This is a genomic window from Martelella alba, from assembly GCF_006516955.1.
GTDB lineage: Bacteria > Pseudomonadota > Alphaproteobacteria > Rhizobiales > Rhizobiaceae > Martelella > Martelella alba.
On the sequence record NZ_VHLG01000001.1, the window covers coordinates 330,400 to 352,481 of the forward strand.

8 protein-coding genes and 1 riboswitch are annotated in these 22,082 nt (G+C 61.7%); of the genes, 3 read left to right on the forward strand and 5 right to left on the reverse strand.

Annotated elements, in window-relative coordinates:
- Positions 1 to 561 precede the first annotated feature (561 nt).
- The gene (locus tag FJU08_RS01620; RefSeq protein WP_141147224.1) at positions 562 to 14,484 is read right to left on the reverse strand and encodes an autotransporter outer membrane beta-barrel domain-containing protein; all 13,923 of its coding nucleotides are present in this window, start codon (positions 14,482 to 14,484) and stop codon (positions 562 to 564) included.
- On the opposite strand from FJU08_RS01620, the gene FJU08_RS01625 reads away from it, so the two are divergent.
- Positions 14,483 to 14,710: a hypothetical protein gene (locus FJU08_RS01625; RefSeq protein WP_141147225.1), complete on the forward strand. Its 228-nt coding sequence runs from the start codon at positions 14,483 to 14,485 to the stop codon at positions 14,708 to 14,710. The genes FJU08_RS01620 and FJU08_RS01625 overlap by 2 nt on opposite strands.
- 423 nt (positions 14,711 to 15,133) lie before the next feature.
- On the opposite strand, the gene FJU08_RS22670 is transcribed toward FJU08_RS01625, so the two are convergent.
- The 3 genes from FJU08_RS22670 to FJU08_RS01640 all read right to left on the reverse strand — a co-directional run bounded on the left by FJU08_RS22670 (position 15,134) and on the right by FJU08_RS01640 (position 18,238).
- A complete protein-coding gene (locus FJU08_RS22670) occupies positions 15,134 to 15,484 on the reverse strand; it encodes a tetratricopeptide repeat protein (protein WP_181409715.1) in 351 nt (116 codons plus the stop codon).
- Between the two features lie 246 nt (positions 15,485 to 15,730).
- Positions 15,731 to 16,870 carry a cobalamin-independent methionine synthase II family protein gene (locus FJU08_RS01635; protein ID WP_141147227.1) on the reverse strand — a complete coding sequence of 380 codons (1,140 nt, stop codon included), beginning with the start codon at positions 16,868 to 16,870 and terminating at the stop codon, positions 15,731 to 15,733.
- Positions 16,871 to 17,063: 193 nt separating this feature from the next.
- Positions 17,064 to 17,268: riboswitch (cobalamin riboswitch) on the reverse strand.
- A gap of 64 nt (positions 17,269 to 17,332) precedes the next feature.
- On the reverse strand, positions 17,333 to 18,238 hold the full coding sequence (locus FJU08_RS01640) for a LysR family transcriptional regulator (RefSeq protein ID WP_141147228.1): 906 nt from the start codon (positions 18,236 to 18,238) through the stop codon (positions 17,333 to 17,335).
- 277 nt (positions 18,239 to 18,515) lie between these two features.
- On the opposite strand from FJU08_RS01640, the gene FJU08_RS01645 reads away from it, so the two are divergent.
- Both FJU08_RS01645 and FJU08_RS01650 read left to right on the forward strand, forming a co-directional pair.
- On the forward strand, positions 18,516 to 19,733 hold the full coding sequence (locus tag FJU08_RS01645; protein ID WP_141147229.1) for an MFS transporter: 1,218 nt from the start codon (positions 18,516 to 18,518) through the stop codon (positions 19,731 to 19,733).
- A 189-nt stretch (positions 19,734 to 19,922) separates the two neighbouring features.
- On the forward strand, positions 19,923 to 20,630 hold the full coding sequence (locus FJU08_RS01650; RefSeq protein ID WP_141147230.1) for a carbonic anhydrase: 708 nt from the start codon (positions 19,923 to 19,925) through the stop codon (positions 20,628 to 20,630).
- Positions 20,631 to 20,691: 61 nt separating this feature from the next.
- On the opposite strand, the gene melA is transcribed toward FJU08_RS01650, so the two are convergent.
- A complete protein-coding gene (gene melA, locus FJU08_RS01655; RefSeq protein ID WP_141147231.1) occupies positions 20,692 to 22,065 on the reverse strand; it encodes an alpha-glucosidase/alpha-galactosidase in 1,374 nt (457 codons plus the stop codon).
- Positions 22,066 to 22,082: the final 17 nt, after the last annotated feature.

The window sequence follows — 22,082 nt, forward strand, 5'->3', positions numbered from 1 at the left end:
ATTCCGGGAGCGCGCACCATTGTCCCATGCCATCAGCAGTCAGGAGACATTGAAACACCGACTTTGCGATCAAAGGCGGCATCTGGATCTGCGTATTTATCAAGGACAAGGTCATTTAGACCAAAGCGCTGGGATCAATAGATAAGCGTCATTCCTCGACACGCGATCCTGATGGCGCCAGACTGTTGACAAAGTCATTAGCTTGTCCGTTTTTGGGGGATACCCCCCTTCTGCCGTCATCCCCGTGTTTGTCACGGGGATCCTTACTCTTAAAGATTTGAATAAGCCCAACCTTTCGCCGCGCGAAGATTGCGGCGGAGGCGGCCAGCCTGCCTGCCCCCAACCGGGCGAGCGAAAAAGCCGTCTGGCGCGATTATGCCGAAATCGATCTGTGCGAAAATCGCGAAGAAGCGGCTGCAACAGCCGGTGACTATACCCCCGAATATTTGAGCGTACAGGCGGAAGATCTCGACCGGTGGCACTGACAGACTGGTCTGAAAGCCAAGAGGCCGCCCTTGCGGGCGGCCTCACGAACTTAAGCCTCACGGATGATGCAACGGTTCAGAAGCGGAAGCCGAGATTGACCATGCCGGCATTGCTGGAGGTCTGATCGCTCCATTGCCCCTGATAGCTGAAGGTCAGCTTGGCGCCATTGGCCGCAGTGGCGAATGTAATCCCGACATCCAGCTGCCCGGTAACGCGACCGATCTGACTGTAGTTCTGAAACACCCCGTCAGAAGCACTCGCCCCGGCAAATGTGGCATTGATCGCCAGATTGTCCCTGTTGGCGAAGCTGACGCCGCCACGCAGATAGGCCTGCATCCTGAGCCCTTCGGAGACGATCGTATCAACGCCCATCTCCAGGCTTGGCGTGGCGGAAACAACCCACTGGTCGGTATCTTTCAGTTCCAGCCCGAAACTGCTGCCTGTCTCCGACGCATCGCTCGAATGGAGATAGCTGGCATCAAAATGAAGACCGGGCTGAAGATAGAAGCCATCGCCGAAAGGCTGCGCGCGATAGTTCGTGCCAAGCCTGAGATTGGCCTGACCGACACGCTGGCTGGCATGGGCCGTACCGCCATAAACGCTCGCGCCGCCCGGCAGGGTACCGGCAATATCGATCTGACGTGTTGTATCGTAAAGCGCCGTCTCGCCGCTCAAAACACCGAAGAACGCGAACGGCCCCTGATATTTTGTCAGCGAAACGCCGCCCATGCCCCGTGTTCCGTCGGCATAGAAACGGTCACCGCTGGTCATGTCAAAGCCCTCATAGGCACCGCCGAAACCGAGATAGAGTTCGTTGTCGGTGATCGGCACACGCACGCCCGTATAGAAGCCATTACTCTTGGAGCGGTAGCTTCGATACTCATCCGAGGCATAGCCCTTCAGCGTGTTGGTGGTACCACTCAGCCAGTAGCAGGCACGGCTGTCGCCAAGGCGAAAGGCCATGTTGTCGAAACCGCAATCGGTCAGCGACTGGGCGAACCGGTAACCGGCATAAAGCGCATCCGCCTGCGTTGCCGCATAATCTTCAGAGCTGAGGTTATCAATGGCCGAGACAACATCCGATTCCGTCGGCAGATTGGCAATCAACGCAAACATCGGCCCCATATCGACGGACCCCGCTCCCGCGAGAACCCGATTGACCTGCGCCGCCGTCAGCGTCTGATTACGGTTCATGCCCGGCATGCGGAATTCGGCATGCGGCACAAGGCTGAGCGACCCGCCATCAACACCGTTGGTGACGCCGATAGCGTAGCTCATCACCGCAGTACCCACCACCGTCGTACCGTTATCGGCGACAGTGCCGCCAGCATCGATCAGCGTCAGTGGTGCCAGCCGGTCAAGCTGGTTCAGCACCGGAACAATGGTACCGGCAAGCGTTGCATCGCCACTGACCGTGATCAGGTCGCTGTCGCCCCCGGCTTCAGCATCCTGACGGAAAAATACATCCGCCGTATAGGTAGCCGTGCTGCCAAACAGAAGTGAACCGGTAACGGAGGTGGTCTGGCTGACATTCTGCGTCACGGAGAAATCTGACGCCAGGGTTGAGGCACCAAGCGTGGTGCCGGACAGCGTGGCCGTGCCGCCAAGATAGAGATTGCCGTCAATCTGCAACAGGCCATCAGCGCCGAGATTGACCGTATCCTGGGCATAGAAATTGCCGCCCTGCAAAACCGTCATCTCATTGGTACCGCCGCCAAGATTGATGTTGCCGACGGCAGAGCCTGCAAGGCTCACCTGATCGGACCCGCTGCCGCCATTGATGATCTGGCCATTGGCGGAGACGAGGAAGCTTGAGGCAGAGAGCGACAGGCTGTTGATGCTGCCGCCGTCAATCACGATGGCAGCCACACTGTCAACGGAACCGGTCCCTCCGGAAATCACGCCATCAAGCGCGAGAGTGATGACGCCAGCCCCCGTCCCGCCCTGGGACTGCGCAAAGACGCCGATACCGCCCTCGCCCGTTGCCAGGATATTGCCGGAAAGATCGAGCGTGACATCGCCGCCACTGCCATCGCCACCTGCAGTGCCTCGGTAAAGTGTATCCACCACGCCGCCGCCGCCGCCGATCGACTGCGCCAGAACGCCAACCGAGCCGGAACCGGTGACGACAACAGATCCCGTATTGGTGAAGCTGATGTCGCCGCCGTCACCGCCATTATCGGAAGACAGGGTAAGATCGATATCGGAGGCTGAAAGATCCGTGACGACAAGACCACCGCCGCCACCGATACTCTGAAGCACAAAGCCATTGGACAAGGTGCCTGTCGTGCCAGTATCGCCGGTGTTGACAAGCGTAATCGCACCGCCATCACCCGTCGAACCATCGCTGGCACCGAGCGTGATCGTCGCCTGATCAAGTCCGGTGAGATAGGTTACACCGCCGCCAGCACCGATGGACTGAATGATCTGGGCACTGGCGTAATCGCCCGACGTCGTTACTGTGCCGGAAAGCGCCAGTGAAACATCGCCACCATTGTTGTTGAACGAGGGATCAGCCCCCAGCGTAACACTGGCGCTGCGCAGGCCGGCGCCCTCCGCCCCGCTACCGCCCGTGACGATGGCCAGGCCACCGCCGCCGCCGATCGACTGGGTAAGACCGCCCGCGGAAAGATCGCCAAGTGTCACAAGGTTGCCATTGCGCGAAATCGCCACGTCACCGCCGGAAGCATCATCGGTGTCGATGGCGCCCAGAAGCACGCTCAGGCTGACTGAACTGCTGCCCCCTGTTGCAAGCGTCGTCACCGAGGTTCCGCCGCCACCGCCGATTGACTGGGCGACCATGCCGAAGGAACGCCCGCCCGTGGTAGACAGATCGCCGGTCTGGGTCTGTTTGACATCAACACCGGCATTGCCATCGACGTCATTGCCGCCGAGAGCGATTTCGTTGGTGACCGAGACGTCGGGATCGGCAGTCGCGTCGCTGGTTGTGCCATCCGCCGATGTTGTAAAGTCGAGAAAGGTCTCGACATTGCCGCCGCCGCCATTGATGGACTGCGCCAGCATGGCCTGACTGCCCTCGCCGGTGACGATGATCGCGCCTGTATTATTGATGGTCACAAGCCCTGCTGTGCCGTCACTGCCGAGGCGCGCGCCAATCAGCGTCGAAATTATATAGTCGGCTGCCATATTCGCGGGCGTCGAAATGGACAGTCCGGCATTGCCGCCGCCGCCGCCGACCGACTGGGCGAAGATGCCGTAGCTGTTGGCGCCGCTGACCACAATGGTGCCGCTATTGTCAACCGTCACATCACCGCCATCGGCCCCGTCGCCGCCTGCACCGCCGACCGTGATCTTGTCGAAGCTTTCGCTTCGGGCCTGGGCCTGGAGATCCGTAAGCGACAGGGCAACGGCCATTCCGCCATTACCGCCGCCACCGCCAACCGACTGCGCCAGGATGCCATAGGCCTCATCGCCAAGAACTGCGATCGTCGCGGTATTTTTCACAGTGACGGGACCAGAAGCATTACCGCTTCCCCCGGCGCCGCCAATATTCAGCGCCAGTGTCGGATTGTCCTCGGTCCCGCTTGTAAAGCTGGCTGAACCGGTCATGGAAGAGCCGCCATTGCCGCCACCCCCGCCGATCGACTGGGCGACGATAGCATGGGCGCCATCGCCTGACGTGACAATGCTGCCGTCATTGACAACATTGACTGCACTGCTGGTACCACCGGTACCCCCCGAACCGCCTATGCCGAGCTGCAGGCCGTAAAGATCATTGCTGCGGCCACTGCCGGAACCAAGGATCGCGGATTCAACAGAACTGCCCGTACCGCCGCCGCCACCGATCGACTGGGCAAAGATGCCGAAGGAGCCGTCTCCTGTCGTGAGAATGCTGCTTCCAGCCAGATTTTGCACATCGACCGTGCCGCCGACACCGCCGGTGCCGCCATCGCCGCCAATCAGAAGCGCATCGCGCGTGGCATTTTCAGCACTGTTGCCGGCAACCCGGCTGCGCACCAGCCCGCCATCACCACCGCCGCCGCCAACGGCCTGGGCCAAGATGCCGACGGCCTTGTCACCCGTCGTGGCGATGACACTGCTGTTTGAGACAGCGACATTGCCGGAATCCGCCCCCGTACCGCCATCGCCGCCGAGCGAGAGCGTTGCTGTGGAGTCGATTGCCCCACCCGCATTGACAATGGTGTTGTCGACCGCGCTGCCGCTACCGCCGCCGCCGCCGACCGACTGGGCAAAGATGCCATGCGAACTGTCGCCAAGCGTGATGATGGCACCGCTGTTTGCGACAGAAACATCGTCCGATGTCATACCGTCACCACCGTCGCCGCCAATATTCATGGAAATCGTCGTGCCCGTATCCGTGCCACCCTTGAAGGATGTCAAGCTATCGAGCGTCGAGGTCGCCGACTTCAGATAGCTCGCCGTGCCGCCGGCACCGCCAAGCGATTGGGCCAGGATACCGATTGAACGGTCACCTGTCGTCGAGAGCTGGGCGGAACTGGTCACCGTCACGACACCGGAGGTGCCGCCGGTTCCGCCATCGCCGCCGATATTGATCGAAATCGTCGTGCCCTGCCCTTCGCTGCCGGAAACACCACCGGCCGTGCCGCCGCCACCGCCGACCGACTGGGCGAAAATGGCGTTCGATCCATCGCCACTGGTGATGACGAAGCCTGCAGCATCGATCGTTACGGCGCCCGCCGAACCGCCCTGCCCACCTTCACGGCCGACGCTGATAGAAACGCTGTTGGACGGCGTCTTTGTGGTTTCGCCGTCATCTCCGGTTGAGGTGCTGCTGGCAGATGTGATTGAGACCGAGCTGGATGAGGAGTTGCCGCCGCCATTGCCGATTGACTGGGCGAAAAGACCATTGGCACTGTCGCCAGCTGTGACCACGGAGCCATTGCTGCTCAGCGCAACATCGCCTGCCGAACCGCCGGTACCGCCGATACGCCCGATCGTGATGCCAATCTGGCCATCATCGCCACTGACAGAGACCATGTCATAGCCGACATTGCCGCCGCCGCCGCCGATCGACTGGGCGAAGATACCGTGGGAGCTGTTACCTTCGGTCTGAACATTACCGGTATTATCGATGGTGACATCGCCGCCGGTACCGCCATCGCCCGTGCCGCCGCCGATGGCGAGGCCGAACCCTTGCTGGTTGGAGGCCTCCCCGGCCTCGTAAATCGTGCCGCCATTGAAGGCCGCATTACCGCCGCCGCCGCCGACCGACTGGGCAAAAACGCCGATACTGCTGTCGGCCTGCGTCAGCACGTCGCCGAAATGGGTGACATCAACCGTACCGCCATTGCCGGCATTGCCACCAGAACCGCCAACCGCAATGACCACCGATTTGGTCGTCTTGGTGGCTGCGCTGTCGGACGATCCTGTCGCAGCATCACCGGCGTCAATCTTCGAGGTGATCTGGGAGACGACGGAGCTGTCGACACCGTCATTGACCGTTTCCTTGCGATCGCTGGCAGAACCGCTGTCGCTACCCGATCCGGTGGTTTTGCTGACGCCGAGGATCGCGTTGATGCCGGCATCGCCGCCGCCGCCGCCAATACTGCTGGCCTCAATACCATGGGAACCGATGCCATCGGTGACGATCGTGCCGGCCGATGCCACAGCCGTGCCACGCGCGATCGTGACATTGCCAGCATCACCGCCCGAACCGCCCGAGCCGCCGATACCGATGCCGATCGGGCTCGAATCCTTGGTACCGACCGCAGAAACATTGATACCGCCGGTACCGCCGCCGCCGCCGATCGACTGCGCCAGTATCCCCCGCGCGCTATAACCATCGGTCGAAATATCGCCGCTGGAGATCACCGACACATCGCCGGCATCGGCACCATCACCACCATAGCCGCCAAGGCCTGCGACGATGCTGAGATCAGTCGCACCGCCGGTATTGTTGGAACTCTCGAAATTGACCTGACCGGTCACGTTCAATGCACCATTGCCGCCGCCACCGCCGATCGACTGCGCCAGAATGCCGTGCTTGAAGCTGCCCTCAACCGCAATCGTGCCCAGTTGGTCAACCGCGACATCACCGGCGACATTGCCTGCGCCGCCAAAGCCGCCAACGCCAAAGGTGATGGAGGGGATTTTGCCATCCTTGTTGATGGCGATGCCCCCTGAAACATTCAACCCGCCATTGCCGCCGCCGCCGCCGATCGACTGCGCCAGGACCCCCGCCGAACCCTGCGTATCAGGCAGGTTTTCGTCACTGTCGAACAGACCGAGATTGACGAGCAGATCCTTGAAACCGAATGTATCGGCCTGCGTCTTGATCGTATCGACAATTGTATCGCCGACGACATCACGCAGCTTGCTTTCAACACTTGCCTCGCTTGGTTCGTCAACATCGCTCGGATCGGTCGTCACGATAATGTCGGCATGGGCCGTGACGGAAACATCGTCGCCCGTCCCGGCATTGCCGCCCATCCCCCCGACGCCGACAATCAGCGATGTATCGGAAACCAGACCGCCGGAGACATTCACGCCGCCATCACCGCCGCCGCCGCCGATCGATTGCGCGAGAATGCCCGAAGCAGCCGAACCATTGGCAATGATGGTGCTGCCATCGGCGACATCGACGTCAACCGTTCCGGCATTGCCGCCTGTTCCGCCGAAGCCGCCAACGCCAATCAGCACGCCATAGGACTTGCTGCTGTCAGTCTGTCCCGCGCCGGGTTTGGAACTGACCGAAACGCCACCGGAAACATTGAGCCCGCCATCACCGCCGCCGCCGCCGATGGACTGTGCAACGATTCCGCTGGCGCTGCCGCTTTGGTTGATCGTGGTGCTGCCATCGCCGTTCAGCGTGCGCGGCAAGGCTGTCAGATTGCCACTATAGGAGACCGCGACGGCATCGGCATCCCCGCCGCCACCGCCAAAGCCGCCGACACCGGCCGCAACGGAGAAAATCGTGGCTGAACCCGAGGGCTTGGTCAGCGAAAGCGAGCCAGCGATATTGGTCCCGCCGACACCGCCGCCGCCGCCGAGCGACTGTGCCAGCAGACCGTTGGAACCGTCACCCAGCGTGTTCACCGTTCCGGTGACATCCAGCGTCACCGTGCCGCCATCGCCGCCATCGCCGCCAAAACCACCAACGCCAAGGGCAACCGCCGCACCCGACTTGCCGGTAAGGCTGACGGCTGCCGCGGTATTGAGGCCACCGGCTCCGCCGCCGCCGCCCACCGACTGCGCCAGCACCGCCGTACTGTTGTCACCAACCGTCGTCACCGAGCCATCAGTGCTGACAACCACCGTACTGGTAACGGCACCACCATTGCCGCCGCCGCCGCCGAAACCGCCAAGACCGAGCGCGGCCGAACCGCCATTATTCTGCGACAGGTCCACCGCCGCCGAGATATTGGCACCGCCATTACCGCCGCCGCCGCCGATCGACTGGGTGAGGATCGCCACGCTATCATCGCCGAGCGTCAACACCGTTCCAGTCACGCTCGATGCAGTCAGCAGGCCCGCATCGGCCGCTGTGCCGCCAAATCCGCCAACGCCGAGCGAAACGGCCGCACTGCTCTGCCGGGAGATCGACAGACCGCCGGACACATTCAGCGCGCCATTGCCGCCGCCGCCCGCCAGGCTCTGGGTCAGAATACCGGTCGAGGCATCGCCGGATGTCTTAATATCGCCGATAACGGTCTGGAGAACAGAACCGGACGCACCGCCATCACCGCCGAAACCACCGATACCGAACCCGACCGAGCCTGCAAATTCAGGCGCAATCGAAACACTTCCGGCGATATTGACGCCGCCATTGCCGCCGCCGCCGCCAATCGACTGCGCGACAAGCGCTGAGGAACGGTCGCCGGAGGTGTTCGCGGTGCCGGTATAGGTGCTGGTAACATCACTGGCCGTACCGCCATCGCCACCAAAGCCGCCTATGCCAATGGCCGCCGTGCCTGTGCCATTGCCGGAAATCGCCAGCGCACCGGAAACATTCAGCCCGCCATTGCCGCCGCCGCCGCCAATGGACTGAACCAGAACACCGGCAGCGTCGCTGCCTGCCGTGGTCACATCACCAGTGACCGTGCCGCTTGCGGTGCCAGCATCGCCGCCGCCACCGCCAAAACCGCCGACGCCAATCCCCACAGCACCGCTGTTCTGGCTGGAAAGGCTAACTGCACCGGAAACATTGACACCGCCATTGCCGCCGCCACCGGCCAGCGACTGGACAAGCACACCGCCCGAACGGTCCCCAAGCGTGATGACATCGCTGGTCAGCGTTCCAAGCGCTGCGGCAGAATCACCGCCATCACCGCCAAAGCCGCCAATCCCGAGCGTTGCAGCACCTGAACCGTTGCTGGCAGCACTGATGCCTGCGGCAACATCAAGCCCGCCATTGCCGCCACCGCCGCCGATGGACTGAACCGTAAAGCCGGTCGAATCGCTGCCAGCTGTGGTCACATCGCCAGTGACCGTGCCGCTTGCCGTGCCGGCATCGCCGCCGCCACCGCCGAAGCCGCCAACGCCAACACCCACAGCACCGCTGTTCTGCCCGGAAAGGCTGACTGCACCGGAAACATTGACACCGCCATTGCCGCCGCCACCGGCCAGCGACTGGACAAGCACACCGCCTGAGCGATCCCCAAGCGTGATGACATCGCCGGTGAGCGTTCCAAGCGCTGCGTCAGAATCACCGCCATCACCGCCAAAGCCGCCAATCCCGAGCGTTGCGGCACCTGAACCGCCACTGGCGGCACTGATGCCTGCGGCAACATCAAGCCCGCCATTGCCGCCACCGCCGCCGATGGACTGAACCGTAAAGCCGGTCGAATCCGTACCGAGCGTTACGATATCGCCGGTCATTTCGCCGGTTGCCGTACCGCCATTGCCGCCAGAACCACCCGTGCCGCCGATGCCAACGCTGACCGCTCCCGAGCCTGAACCCGCCAGGCTGACCGCGCCGGAAACATTCATTCCGCCATTACCGCCGCCGCCACCGAGCGACTGAACCAAAAATCCGCCGGAGCGATCCCCGGCCGTGGCGAGATCGCCGGTCAGGCTGCCAAATGCTGCTGCGGCATTGCCGCCCGCACCACCTGAACCGCCAATGCCGATCGAAACCGCACCGGAGCCCGTACCAGCGGCACTCAGGGCGCCGGATACGCTCAGCGCGCCGTTGCCCCCGCCGCCGCCAAGCGACTGCACGGCCATGGCCAGGGAATCATCGCCCGTTGTAACGATGTCACCGTTCATCCGGCTGGTTGCCGTGCTGCCATCGCCGCCATCGCCGCCCGAACCGCCAATGCCAACCGAAATCGCACCACCGCTCGTGCCGCTCAGGTTCAGCGCGGCTGCGACATCGACCCCGCCATTTCCACCGCCACCGCCTGCCGATTGGACCAGAACGCCGCCGGCATTATCGCCTTGCGTGATGACATTGCCCGTGATCGTGCTGTCTGCCGCCGCGCCATTGCCGCCGCCGCCGCCCGAGCCGCCAAGGCCAACAGAGACACCGCCGGAGCCCGTACCTGCTGCTGTAACCGTTGCGGAGACATTGATGCCACCATTGCCGCCACCGCCGCCAAGTGACTGAACCACCACGGCTGCCGAACCATCGCCCAGTGTGGTGACGTCGCCGGTCAGAACAGAAGTCGCCGTGCCCGCATCGCCGCCATCACCACCGGCGCCGCCGATACCAACAGAAGCACCTGCAGAACCGGTGCCAGCAACGGCTATTGCCGCTGAAACATTCATGCCACCATTGCCGCCGCCGCCACCGAGCGACTGAACCAGAAGGCCCGCCGAATTGCTGCCCGTCGTCGTCAGATTGCCGGTGACAGTGCTGAGCACGGCCCCGCCAACGCCGCCCGTGCCACCTGTGCCGCCAATACCGACGCCAATTGCGCCCGATCCTGTTCCCGCGCCAGCACCGGCGACCGTGACATTGAAACTGCCATTGCCGCCGCCGCCGCCGACCGACTGTGCAACCACGGCCGTAGAATCATCACCGCCCGTCAGAACATCATTTTCGACCGTAAGGTTGACCGTGCCGCCATCGCCACCGCCAGCGCCCGAGCCTCCGAGACCGACAGAAACGGCCCCCGCGCCTGTCCCGGCCGCAGCAATGGTCGGGGAGACGTTGAAACCGCCATTGCCGCCGCCGCCGCCAATCGACTGCGCCAGAATGCCGGTGGAACCTTCGCCCTGTGTCTCGATATTGGCCGTCGTTTTCGCGGTCACAGCACCGCCATCGCCGCCGCCCGCACCAGAACCGCCAAGCCCGACGGAAACCGAACCGGCCCCTGTTCCGGCAAGCGCCACGCTGGTGCTCACATCAAAGCCGCCATTGCCGCCGCCGCCGCCGATGGACTGGGCGACAAAGGCCGAAGAGGCAAAACCGCTGGTCAGGATGGTGCCGTTGGACGTGGCATTGACCGCACCCGCATCACCGCCGCCTGCGCCATCACCGCCAAGCCCAACGGAAACCGCACCCGATCCCGTACCCGCACCGGACAGGCTGCCGGAAACATTGAAGCCGCCATTGCCGCCACCGCCACCAAGCGACTGGATGACCACACCCGCCGAACGGTCACCCGATGTCTGGACATTGCCATTGCTTGTCAGCGTCACATCGCCACCATCGGCGCCAACGCCACCCGAACCGCCGAGCCCGACGCTGACAGCGCCGCTGCCTGTTCCAGCGCCCGCAATCGCGGCGGAGACGTCAAATCCGCCATTGCCACCGCCGCCGCCGACTGACTGGGCCAGCACAGCCGTTGCATCCGTGCCTTCAGTCGTGACATTGCCGGAAAGCGTGGCATCAACCGTGCCACCTGCGCCACCGCTCGATCCGTCGCCGCCAATGCCGACCGAGACGGAGCCTGAACCAACGCCTGCACCGGCAACACTGCCTGCAACCGAGAAGCCGCCATTGCCGCCGCCGCCGCCAAGCGACTGGATGACTACACCCGACGAACGGTTGCCCTTTGTGACAACGTCGCCGCCAATATCGGCCGCAACGCTGCCACCATCGCCGCCAGCGCCGCCAGTACCGCCAAGTCCGACCGTGACCGTACCGGATCCGGTTCCGGCAACAGCACCACCCGCAGTGACGGAAAAGCCGCCATCGCCGCCGCCGCCACCGACCGACTGGATGAGAATGGCTTCGGCGTCATCATTTTCGGTCAGGACGGCAACATTGACCGTCGCATCGACTGCACCGCCATCGCCGCCGCCCGATGCCGAGCCGCCAACGCCGACATTTACCGCACCTGCGCCAACGCCGCCCCCCGCGGCACCTGCCGCAACAGTGTAGCCGCCATTACCGCCGCCACCGCCAATCGACTGGGCGACGACGCCGCTGGAAAACTGTCCCGTCGTGCGGATCTGAGTGCCTTCTGCAATCAGCGTGACTGCGCCGCCATCTCCGGCGATGCCGCCGCTGCCGCCGACACCGACATTGATGCTGGCCGCGCCCGCGCCGCCAAGTGCGATCCCCGCTGAAACGCTGCCGCCGCCATTGCCGCCGCCGCCGCCGATCGACTGGGCCAGAAGCGCCGTTGAAGAGGCCTCACGCGTGGTGATATCGGCATCGGTATAAACGCGCACGCGTCCGCCATCGCCGCCGCCGGAACCGGCGCCGCCGATACCAACGGAAATATTGCCCGAGAGAAGCAGCGAGGCACTGCCGCTGGCTGCAACGGCGAGACCACCATTGCCGCCGCCACCGCCGATCGACTGGAACACCAGACCGGCCGATCGCTCGCCCGTGGTCAGGACGCTGCCGGAAAATCCAGGCGCGATGAGATTGCCGCTGCCATCCAGCGTACCGGCAATAATTTCACCACCATTGCCGCCAGAACCGCCGGAACCGCCAACGCTGACAGAAAGAGAGCCCGAGGCCAGCCCCGCCGATACAGCAGCGGAAACCGTATAACCGCCATTGCCGCCGCCACCGCCGATCGACTGCATCAGCAGCGCATCTGCATCCGCACCGCTGGTCTGGATCGAAACATCGCCGCTTCCCGTCAGCGTCACCGTGCCGCCATCGCCGCCATTGCCACCGGAACCGCCGACAGCGATGGATGCCGCACCAAAGGCACCAGCCGAGACGCTGACGGCGCCACCGCCATTGCCACCGCCGCCGCCGACAGACTGAACGAAAACCCCTGTCGCCCGGTCTCCGGCCGTTGTGATCTGCGAGGGCTGGCCGGGATCTGTATCCGAAAGGACGAGATCAACCGCCCCGCCATCGCCGCCGCCGCCACCCGTTCCGCCAACGGCGACACCGACAAAGGCGCCAATCGCCCCGGATGATCCGCCATTGCCGCCGCCACCGCCGATCGACTGGGCGAGAATGCCCATCGCATCGGCTTTTTTCGTGGTGATGATACCATCATTGGTGACGCTGACCGTCGCGCCATCGCCGCCACCGGCACCATCGCCGCCGACGGCAACCATGCCGGCGGTCGATCCACCATCGCCGCCGCCACCGCCAATCGACTGGGCCACAATGCCGCGGGCACCAACCCCTTCCGTGACAATCTGCCCCTGATTGACGACCGAAACCGCCGCGCCGTCTCCGCCCTTGCTGCCCGTTCCACCGACACTGACCAGGCCGAATGCATTGGCCCCCTGACCACCGGAACCACCGATTGACTGGGCCATAATGCCATCAGACAGATCGCCATGGGTGACAACCGTGCCTGTGGCGCCATTCGTTACGCTGACCGTGCCGCCGGATCCACCATTGGAGCCAACACCACCGAGCGAAAGCGCGATGAGACCGCCGGCAGCGCCGCCGGACCCGCCGCCACCGCCAATCGACTGGGCGAATATACCCTTGGATGCATAGCCGGACGTCTCAATGGCACCGCCATTGACGACGGTCACAGCACCGCCATTGCCGCCATTATCGCCACTGCCGATGAGGGAAAGCAACAGATTGCCGCTAACCCCGGCAGATCCGCCGGAACCGCCGATCGACTGCGCAAAAATACCGTTGGCGAAGTCGCCGGAGGTGAGAATTGTGGCGCCGTCGAAAGTATTGACCTGAACCGTGCCGCCACTGCCGCCAAAACCGCCACTGCCGGCCTGACCGACAAAGCCGAACTGGTCGCCGCCATTGCCGCCATTGTTGCTGACACTGAGCGCATAGATACCGTGGGCGCTTTCGCCGCTGGTCGAAATGGCGCCATATTGATTGACCGTGACATTGCCGCCATCGGAAGAGTGCCCGCCCGTGCCACCGCCAGGTGCAGCAAAGCCGCTGCCGCCATTGCCGGCTTCACCGCTGCGGCTATAGGCGAAAATGCCATAATTATCTGTTCCGCTGGTGATGATGGTACTGGAGGCCGACTGGGTCGCAGTCACGTCACCGCCGGCGCCGCCATCGCCCCCGTCACGACCGCTGAAGAAACTGGCAAAGGAATCACCGCCTTCGCCACCGTCTCCGCCGACACTGCCGATTTCCCAGCCGATATTCGATGTCGCATTGACATCGCTGCTGAGCGTTTCGATAACCGTCGGCCCATCCTGGCCGTCACCACCGGAGCGCGGCGGTACGAACAATGCGCCGTTGCGGCCATTGCTGCCATCCTGCCCGGTTTCGACCTGACGCACGCCATTCGGGCCGGTTACATCAACCGGCGGGGTAATCGCACCGGGGGTATCAGAACCGCTGAATGAGGCGTCAAAATCGGTCGTCAACTGACCAACATCGAAGTCTTCAAGCCCCGTCGCACCATCGGCCGATACCGAAGCGATGCCGCCGGAGATCGACACAACAGTAAATTCAAGCGGGGGCGTGTCGCCATTGTAGAAATTCTCGCCGACCGTCTTCACCAGAAATGTAAAACCATCGGCGGTCTGGACAAAGGCTGTATCACCGGCCGTCGGCGTGCCTGCCGGGTCCACGATCAGCGCGGTAACAGTTGTCGAAATTCCGGTAACGGGATTGTTGACCACATCGCCAACGACAGATGCGGCAGTCGGATCAGGATCAAGAGCAAAGGCAGGCGTTGGGAAGCTGGAAACCCCCATGACCGAGCAAAAGGCCAAAAAGACCACAAAAAAAGCGCACGAAAACGCCGTTTGCAACTTGTTTGTCGCCGCCATATCTGCCCCCCGGCCGATCGTGTCGCTCGTTATTTCTAGCCAGCAAAAACCCGATCATCAGGAAGGAAATCCGTGTCGGGCCGTCTCTAGAAATTCACCTAAAAGTCGTGGCAGTCAGCAAGGCAACGCCTCGGCGCGCCGCTCTCCTTAACAATTCACAATATTATGTAAGCAAAAAACAATATTACAAGATAATCAACCATAAATTACATAGCTATAAAGAGATATATGTTAAAATCACGGTGCAACTCTTGGCTTTTTCGGATCAGTCACTATGAAAAAATAATTAATTTCAGTTAATTATGATAGTTTTCATCTGTTGACACACCGCCCGGAAATTTTCGACATGACAGATATGGCTGGCAAGGCATTTGCCAGCGCCTATCCAAGAAGTTGATGAGCACCGCAACGGGGGATGCGGTGAATCAGGCAGCTGATGCAGTTCAATCGCTTTCACAATGCCAGCCAGAGAGGCATTGGCTATCCCGCCTCGCCTTGTGACCAGATCCCTCTGGGCGGGGTAAAATCTGTCTTCACTCACCCACCGGAACTGGCAAGTCAGCGCTTCCGGCCCTCAGCCGTTGCTGTTTTGGGCCCGTCTGTGGAGCGCTTCCATCTGCCTTGCTGCCTGAAGGTCACCCTGCTTCTCGGCGACCACCATGCCCCTGGCGAAAATATCCAGCGCCCGTTCCGTCTCACCCTTCCGATCATACGCCTTGCCAAGCGCGGCATAGGCTGCAGACATGCCGGGATCGAGCACAAGCGCCTGGCTCAGATGCGCAATGGCGCCATCGAAATTATCTTCAGAAAACAGGATCCTGCCGAGCGTTAGCCGGCCGAGCGGATTATCCTTGCCGGCGGCGATTTGTGCTTCGAGAGCCTGGCGAATACCGGCTGGAACACAGCTCGTTCGTTCAGTCGTCAAATGCGTTCTGCTCCGCAAACGGATCGGGTTCAAAGAGGTGGCTTCACTGCCCGATACGCAATAACGCGGCTGGACTTTGTGGTCAATTTCCACGGTGTGCCTGACAAAGATGAATTGCTCCCGGGCGTCATCAGCAGAGCTGACAAGTCGCTCCCGGACAATTGAAGCGCACGGGATGGAGGCCGAACGGACAGGGGCCGGCCGCACCAGGCAGCCGGCCCTTCACCTCGCATCCGGCAAGGGATCTCAGCCCCAGATCCGCTGTGCCAGCGTCTTGACCAAGCCAAGCTTGGCAGCTTGATCCGCCGGGGTCAGCGGATTTCCTTCCCAAGTTGACGCAAAACCGCATTGCGGCGAGACACGGAGCTGGTCTTTCGGAAAGACGCGCGCAGCCTCTTCCACCCGCGCTTCCAGTTCATCCAGCTTTTCCAGTGCCGGCAGCTTGGTCGAGATCAGCCCAAGGATGACACCCTTGTCGTCGGGAATGTCGCGGAGCGGTTCGAAACTACCGGAACGGTGATCATCATATTCCAGCGAGAAGAGATCGTAATTTTTGGTACCGGCAAACACCGCACGCGAAATGGTTTCGTAGCCGCCCTTGGCAAAGAAGCTGCCGGCATTGTTGCCTCTGCAGATATGCAGGCACTTGGTGATGCCGGAAACACCGGCAACGGCCTCATCCAGAGCCGCCACCCCATCGACCAGCAGCCGCGCGGTATCGAGACCATTGCGGCTGCGAACCCGTTCGCGCACATCCGGGTCAATCAGGATCGCCAGTTCCGGCGCATCGATCTGCACATAGGTGCAGCCAAGCGCGGCCAGTTCTTCGACCTCTTCACGGATAAGGCGGGCAACATCCGTAAACATGTCGAAAATGTCGGCATAGGCGTCACCGGACTGTTTCGGCGAATAGAAAGACCAGGCCATCAACGGGCTCGGCAGCGTGATTTTCACCGGCCGGTCGGTTGCAGCGCGCAGGAAGGCAAATTCCTCGACACTCAGCGCCCGCGATCTGGCCAGTTTTTCGGTGACAACAGGCAGCTTGACCGCGTGGACAGAGGTCCCGTCATCCCGCTTGCGCGGCGACGCGCAGCAATCATCAGCCGGCTGCCACTCGATACCATCGAAATCGTGGCTGTCGGTGAAGTCGATGCCGCTCAGAGCATCGGTCAAATAGCCGAAAAAGGTGGTGCGGCGTTGCTCGCCATCGGTGACGATATCGACGCCTGCTTCTTCCTGGATAGCGAGCGCCTCGCGAACAGCCCGGTCTTCAATCCGCTTGAATTCAGCGTGATCAATGTCACCCGCCTGCCACTGGCTGCGAGCTCTTTTTAGCCAGTCAGGCCTGAGAAGAGATCCGACGACTTCGGCGCGTATAACGGTCATATTCCGTCCTTTATCCTGTTTCAGGCAGTGCGCCGGAAGAGCAAGCCCCCGTTTTTGCGCCAAGGATGGAAGAACGCCGCCGTATACCGGCACGCAGCGCAGATGCGCCCGCTCAACTCCTGAGCCGGTGCCAATGCGCAGAGCCGGGCTTTGAAACCCGCCGCCTTCAACCCTCCGGGACACCCCGCCCATCAAAGTTTATCTGGCCGGGGCAGGTCTCCTGGCTCACGAGTCAATGCCGCTGTCGCCTTCCCGGACCATTCCAGTGGCTGAATGACAGCAGCTCGTCGTTCACAGTTGCGGGGGCAGCTCCGGATCACGGACAAATGACCGCTACCGAATTCCCTCTTAGCCCGACCACACCGAAGCAGCCGGGAACCTCGACGGACGCACTCTGCCCCAGCCGCCACGACGAGTCAACATGATATAAAGAATTCATTATATCTTTATGTCATTATGCAATCACCAATCATTCACGAACTGGCGCAACCGTGGAACGGCGAAATCCAGAAAGGCTTGAACCCGCTGCGGCATATGGGCTCCACCGAGATAGAGGGCATTGATTTCCTCTCTGTCACTTTCGATCACATCCCCCAGCACCTCAACAAGGCGGCCGCTCTTCAGATCGTCACGCATATGAAAATCGGCGATACGGGCAAGGCCGACACCGGCGACCGCCAGGCGTCGCACCGTCTCACCATTATTGGCCAGCAGCGTGCCATGGGCGGGAAGCTCGATTGTCCGGCCGTTTTCCCGGATCGGCCAGACCGGCTTGGAACGGCGGAAGTTGAAGCCAAGGCAATTGTGCCGGGCAAGCTCCTCGATGGTCCGGGGCGTGCCGAAACGCTCCAGATAGGCGGGCGCGGCGACAATCATCCGGCGCGCAGCCCCGATATGGCGCGCCATCATGCCCGAATCGGGCAACCGCCCGATCCGAAAGGCAACGTCTGTGCGATCGAGATAGAGATCGACGATCTCATCGGAAAGCGAAAGATCAACGGCAATGTTCGGATAGGCCTGCCAGAAGCCTGGCAGCAGCGGCTCCAGCGCTACGGTTCCAAGCCCGACAGAGGCGTTGACCCGCACCGTGCCACCGGTATTGGCGGCGCCGCGCGCCAGCGTTGTCTCCAGCGCCGCCATGTCGTCCAGAAGCGCGCGAGAGCGCTCATAGTAAAGCTCGCCTTCCGCCGTCAGAGACAGACGCCGGGTCGAACGATCGATCAGGCGAACGCCCATGCGTTTTTCCGTGCGCGCAATCAGCTTGCTGATGGTCGACGGTGTCATCAGCATTTGCCGCGCTGCTTCCGAGAAACTGCCGGCCTCCACCACCCGGCGGAACACCTCCATCTCACCCGCACGATTATCCATATCTTTTCCAACCGATCTGTGAATTATCTTCACAGATTATGTGCCCAGCTGGCCGATTATCAAGTCGCTTTGCATATCCTATCTTGCTATTCGTGAATGGAGAAGACAGGTCTTCCACCCTGTACCATTCAAAGCAGCTGTTTTAAGTCTTCGCGAAATTCCTAACGGCATCGCGGGTGCGGCGTCGGAAAACACTCTCCCGTTTTCCGCATCGCACCCGCGATCGCTTTTCATCGAAAATGCCACGGTCCCGCGTGGCCAACCTTGGATCCTTGTCATGAGCAACACTTCAGCCAGAACGGCTGAGACCAGTGCCGCGCCGCATGCACGTTTTGCCCTTCTGGCGCTTGCCATCGGTGCCTTTGGCATTGGTACAACCGAATTCTCACCCATGGGGCTATTGCCGCAAATCGCCAGCGGCGTTGATGTCTCGATCCCGACCGCCGGCCTGCTGGTGAGCGCCTATGCCATCGGCGTCATGATCGGCGCGCCCGTCATGACACTGGCCTTTGGCCGCTTCGGCAAGCGCACGGCCTTGATGCTGCTGATGACGATCTTCACTATCGGCAACACCATGTCGGCGATGGCGCCCGGCTACTATACCCTGCTTCTGGCCCGCCTGGTGACAAGCCTCAATCACGGTGCTTTCTTTGGCCTCGGCTCGATTGTTGCCGCAAGTCTCGTCAGCCGTGAGAAGCGTGCCGGCGCCGTCGCCACCATGTTCATGGGGCTCACCATTGCCAATGTTGGCGGTGTGCCGGCGGCCACATGGGTTGGACAGCAGATCGGCTGGCGCTTGGCTTTCGCAGGAACCGCCGTTCTCGGGTTTGTTGCCATAGCGGCATTGTTTCTCGCCCTCCCCCGAAGCAAGGCTGGCAGCCGGCCGGAGATCCGCCGCGAACTGGCTGTGCTCACCCGAAGCAATGTGGTTCTGGCGCTGCTGACGACGGTGACGGGTGCTGCTGCCATGTTCACGCTCTACACCTACGCTTCCGCCGCACTGGCGACACTGGCCGGCGCGTCCGGCGGCTTCATCACGCTCTGCCTCGTTCTCGTCGGGGTCGGCTTCACCATCGGCAACTGGGCCGGTGGCCGTCTTTCCGCCTGGTCGCTTGATGGGGCAACCATGGTCTTTCTGCTCATGTTGGCGGTGATCATGTTCATCCTGCCCTTCGCACTTCAAAACCAGATCACCGCCGCCATCGGCTTGCTGTTGTGGGGTGTGGCAGCCTTCGCCATCGTGCCACCGGTACAGACCCGCGTCATGCATGCCGCTGAAGAGGCACCGGCGCTCGCATCCTCCATCAATATCGGTGCCTTTAACCTCGGCAATGCGGTCGGCGCTGCCGTTGGTGCAGGCGTGATCGGCGCGGGGCTTGGCTATGCAGCCCTGCCTGCGGCCGGCGGTGTGCTGGCAATCATCGGGCTTTGCCTCGTCTGGCTTGGCCGGACCAGTGAAGAACCGGCACTGGAAGAGGCATCCTGCGAAGCCTGACCCTCATCCGTGGCGCCCGGCGCTTGCCGGGCGCTGGTCAGCACCAAAGCCAGCACAAGAACAGAAACAATTATAAATAGAAGCGTTTGGCAATTAAGCAGGCAACAGAATACCTGAAATCGCTATTCATCCGGCTATAGCGTCGTCAGACGACGCGCGGAGCCAATTCAAGCGAAGACAGGAAACGTCATGTGCCAGAATCATAGCAAACCCGGCCTGAACCGGCGCGGCTTCATCGCCAGCGGCATCGCCCTTGCTGCCAGCGCAAGCATCGCCCCTTTTGCCCAGGCGCAAACCACCGAACCCTATCCCGCATCACCTGACGAGGCGATTGCGCGTCTGATGAGAGGCAATGCCCGCAGTGTTTCCGGCGACCTCATCAACAAACATGATGTCAGCGGCAGAGCCGAACGCGCCAACGGCCAGAAACCCTTCGCCGCCATTCTGGCCTGCGCCGATTCACGCGTTGTACCGGAAATGATTTTCGATCAGGGACCGGGCGATCTGTTTGTTGTTCGCGTCGCTGGAAATTTTCTGACCGAGGACGGGCTGGCAAGCCTCGAATATGGCGTCGCCAAACTCGGTATCCAGACCATTCTCGTGCTTGGCCATTCCGGCTGCGGCGCCGTGGCTGCCACAATCGAGTCCATAGAGGATCACAAAACCCCGCCCGGACACCTGCAAAGCCTGGTTGGCGCGATTCAGCCCGCCGTTTACAAGGCAATGAAAGATCATCCGGACAATCTGGCGGAAGCGGCAACCATCGAGAATGCGCGCATGACGGCCGAAGCCTGCGCCAGTTCCAGCCCGATCATGTCTGAAGCCGTTGCGGGCGGGAAGCTCAAGGTCATCTCCGGCGTTTTCGATATCGCCAGCGGCAAGGTTGCGCTCAGCTAAGTGATAGCGGCCAGATAAACGGGCAGCGCCTTCAGCAGGTGCCTCAGGCGCTGCCTCTTTTTCACGCGGATTTGGCGTGTTTGGCAATCCGCGCCCATTCCGGGATCCAGGCATCATGGGCGATCAGCAGATCGTCGACCATGTGCCATATCTGATCAAGGTCGAGTTCGGCCGCCGTGTGCGGATCCATCATCGCTGCGTGATAGAGATGCTCGCGGTTCTGGTTGACAAGGGCGGCGACCGTCAGTTCCTGAACATTGACATTGGTACGGATCAGCGCCGTCAGCTGTGGCGGCAGCGCACCGACATGCGTCGGCTGAATGCCAGAGGCATCGACCAGGCACGGGACCTCCGCCGCGCAATAATCAGGCAGCGAGGTGATGCAGCCATTGTTGCGAACATTGCCGTAAATCACCGAGGGCTCGCCGGTCCAGACCGAATTCATGATGGCGGAAGCATATTCCTTGCTCTCCTCAACGTGAATGGCATCGGCCTTCTTGTATTCCTCGGCCTGCGCTTTCCAGCGATCAACCTGCTCGACACAGCGCTTGGGATATTCATCCAGCGGAATGCCGAACTTCTCGATCAGGTCCTCGCGCCCCTCCTTGATGAAATAGGGCGTATATTCGGAAAAATGCTCCGAGCTTTCGGTGACGAAATAGCCAAGCCGGGTCAGCATTTCATAGCGCACCTTGTTGGGGCAGCGCAGGTTCCAGCCCGAAGGCTTGGGATAACGCCCTTCCCGGTAACCGCGCACCAGATCGGGGTAAAGATCACGATAGGAGCCATCCGGCTGGCGGTGCTCGAAGGCGAGATAGAAGGCCATATGGTTGATTCCGGCAGCGCGATAGCGGATCTCCTCGATCGGGATCTCAAGGTCGCGCGCCAGCTCACCGGCCGTTCCCTGCACGGAATGGCACAGGCCGACCTGGCGGATCGTCGGATATTTCTCCGCAATCGCCCAGGTATTGATCGCCATCGGGTTCACATATTGCAGCATGATAGCCTGCGGGCAGACGGCCAGCATGTCCTCGCAGATCGACCAGAGATGCGGCACCGTGCGAAGGCCGCGCATGATCCCGCCAATGCCAAGCGTGTCAGCGATGGTTTGCCGCAATCCGTATTTCTTCGGCACTTCGAAATCGGTCACGGTGCAGGGCTCATAACCGCCGATCTGAAACGCGACGACGACAAAGTCAGCGCCTTCCAGCGCCCTTTTCTGGCTGGTGAAGGTCTGGATATCCGATTTCGATCCGAGCGTGCGGGCAAGCTTGCCAGCAACGATCTCGCTTTCTGAAAGCCGTTGCTGGTCGATATCCATCAGCGCGATTGTCGCATCCTTGAGCGCTGGACGCTGCAACACATCGCCGATGATATTCTTCATGAAAACAGTCGAACCGGCGCCGATGAAGGTAATTTTGGGATTTCTGTTCATTATATGATCCTTTTCAT

Coding starts and splice junctions, on each gene's coding strand:
- FJU08_RS01625 (WP_141147225.1), top strand. CDS start 14,483: ATGACCGAGCAAAAGGCCAAAAAGACCACAAAAAAAGCGCACGAAAAC.
- FJU08_RS01620 (WP_141147224.1), bottom strand. CDS start 14,484: ATGGGGGTTTCCAGCTTCCCAACGCCTGCCTTTGCTCTTGATCCTGAT.
- FJU08_RS01635 (WP_141147227.1), bottom strand. CDS start 16,870: ATGACCGTTATACGCGCCGAAGTCGTCGGATCTCTTCTCAGGCCTGAC.
- FJU08_RS01640 (WP_141147228.1), bottom strand. CDS start 18,238: ATGGATAATCGTGCGGGTGAGATGGAGGTGTTCCGCCGGGTGGTGGAG.
- FJU08_RS01645 (WP_141147229.1), top strand. CDS start 18,516: ATGAGCAACACTTCAGCCAGAACGGCTGAGACCAGTGCCGCGCCGCAT.
- FJU08_RS01650 (WP_141147230.1), top strand. CDS start 19,923: ATGTGCCAGAATCATAGCAAACCCGGCCTGAACCGGCGCGGCTTCATC.
- melA (WP_141147231.1), bottom strand. CDS start 22,065: ATGAACAGAAATCCCAAAATTACCTTCATCGGCGCCGGTTCGACTGTT.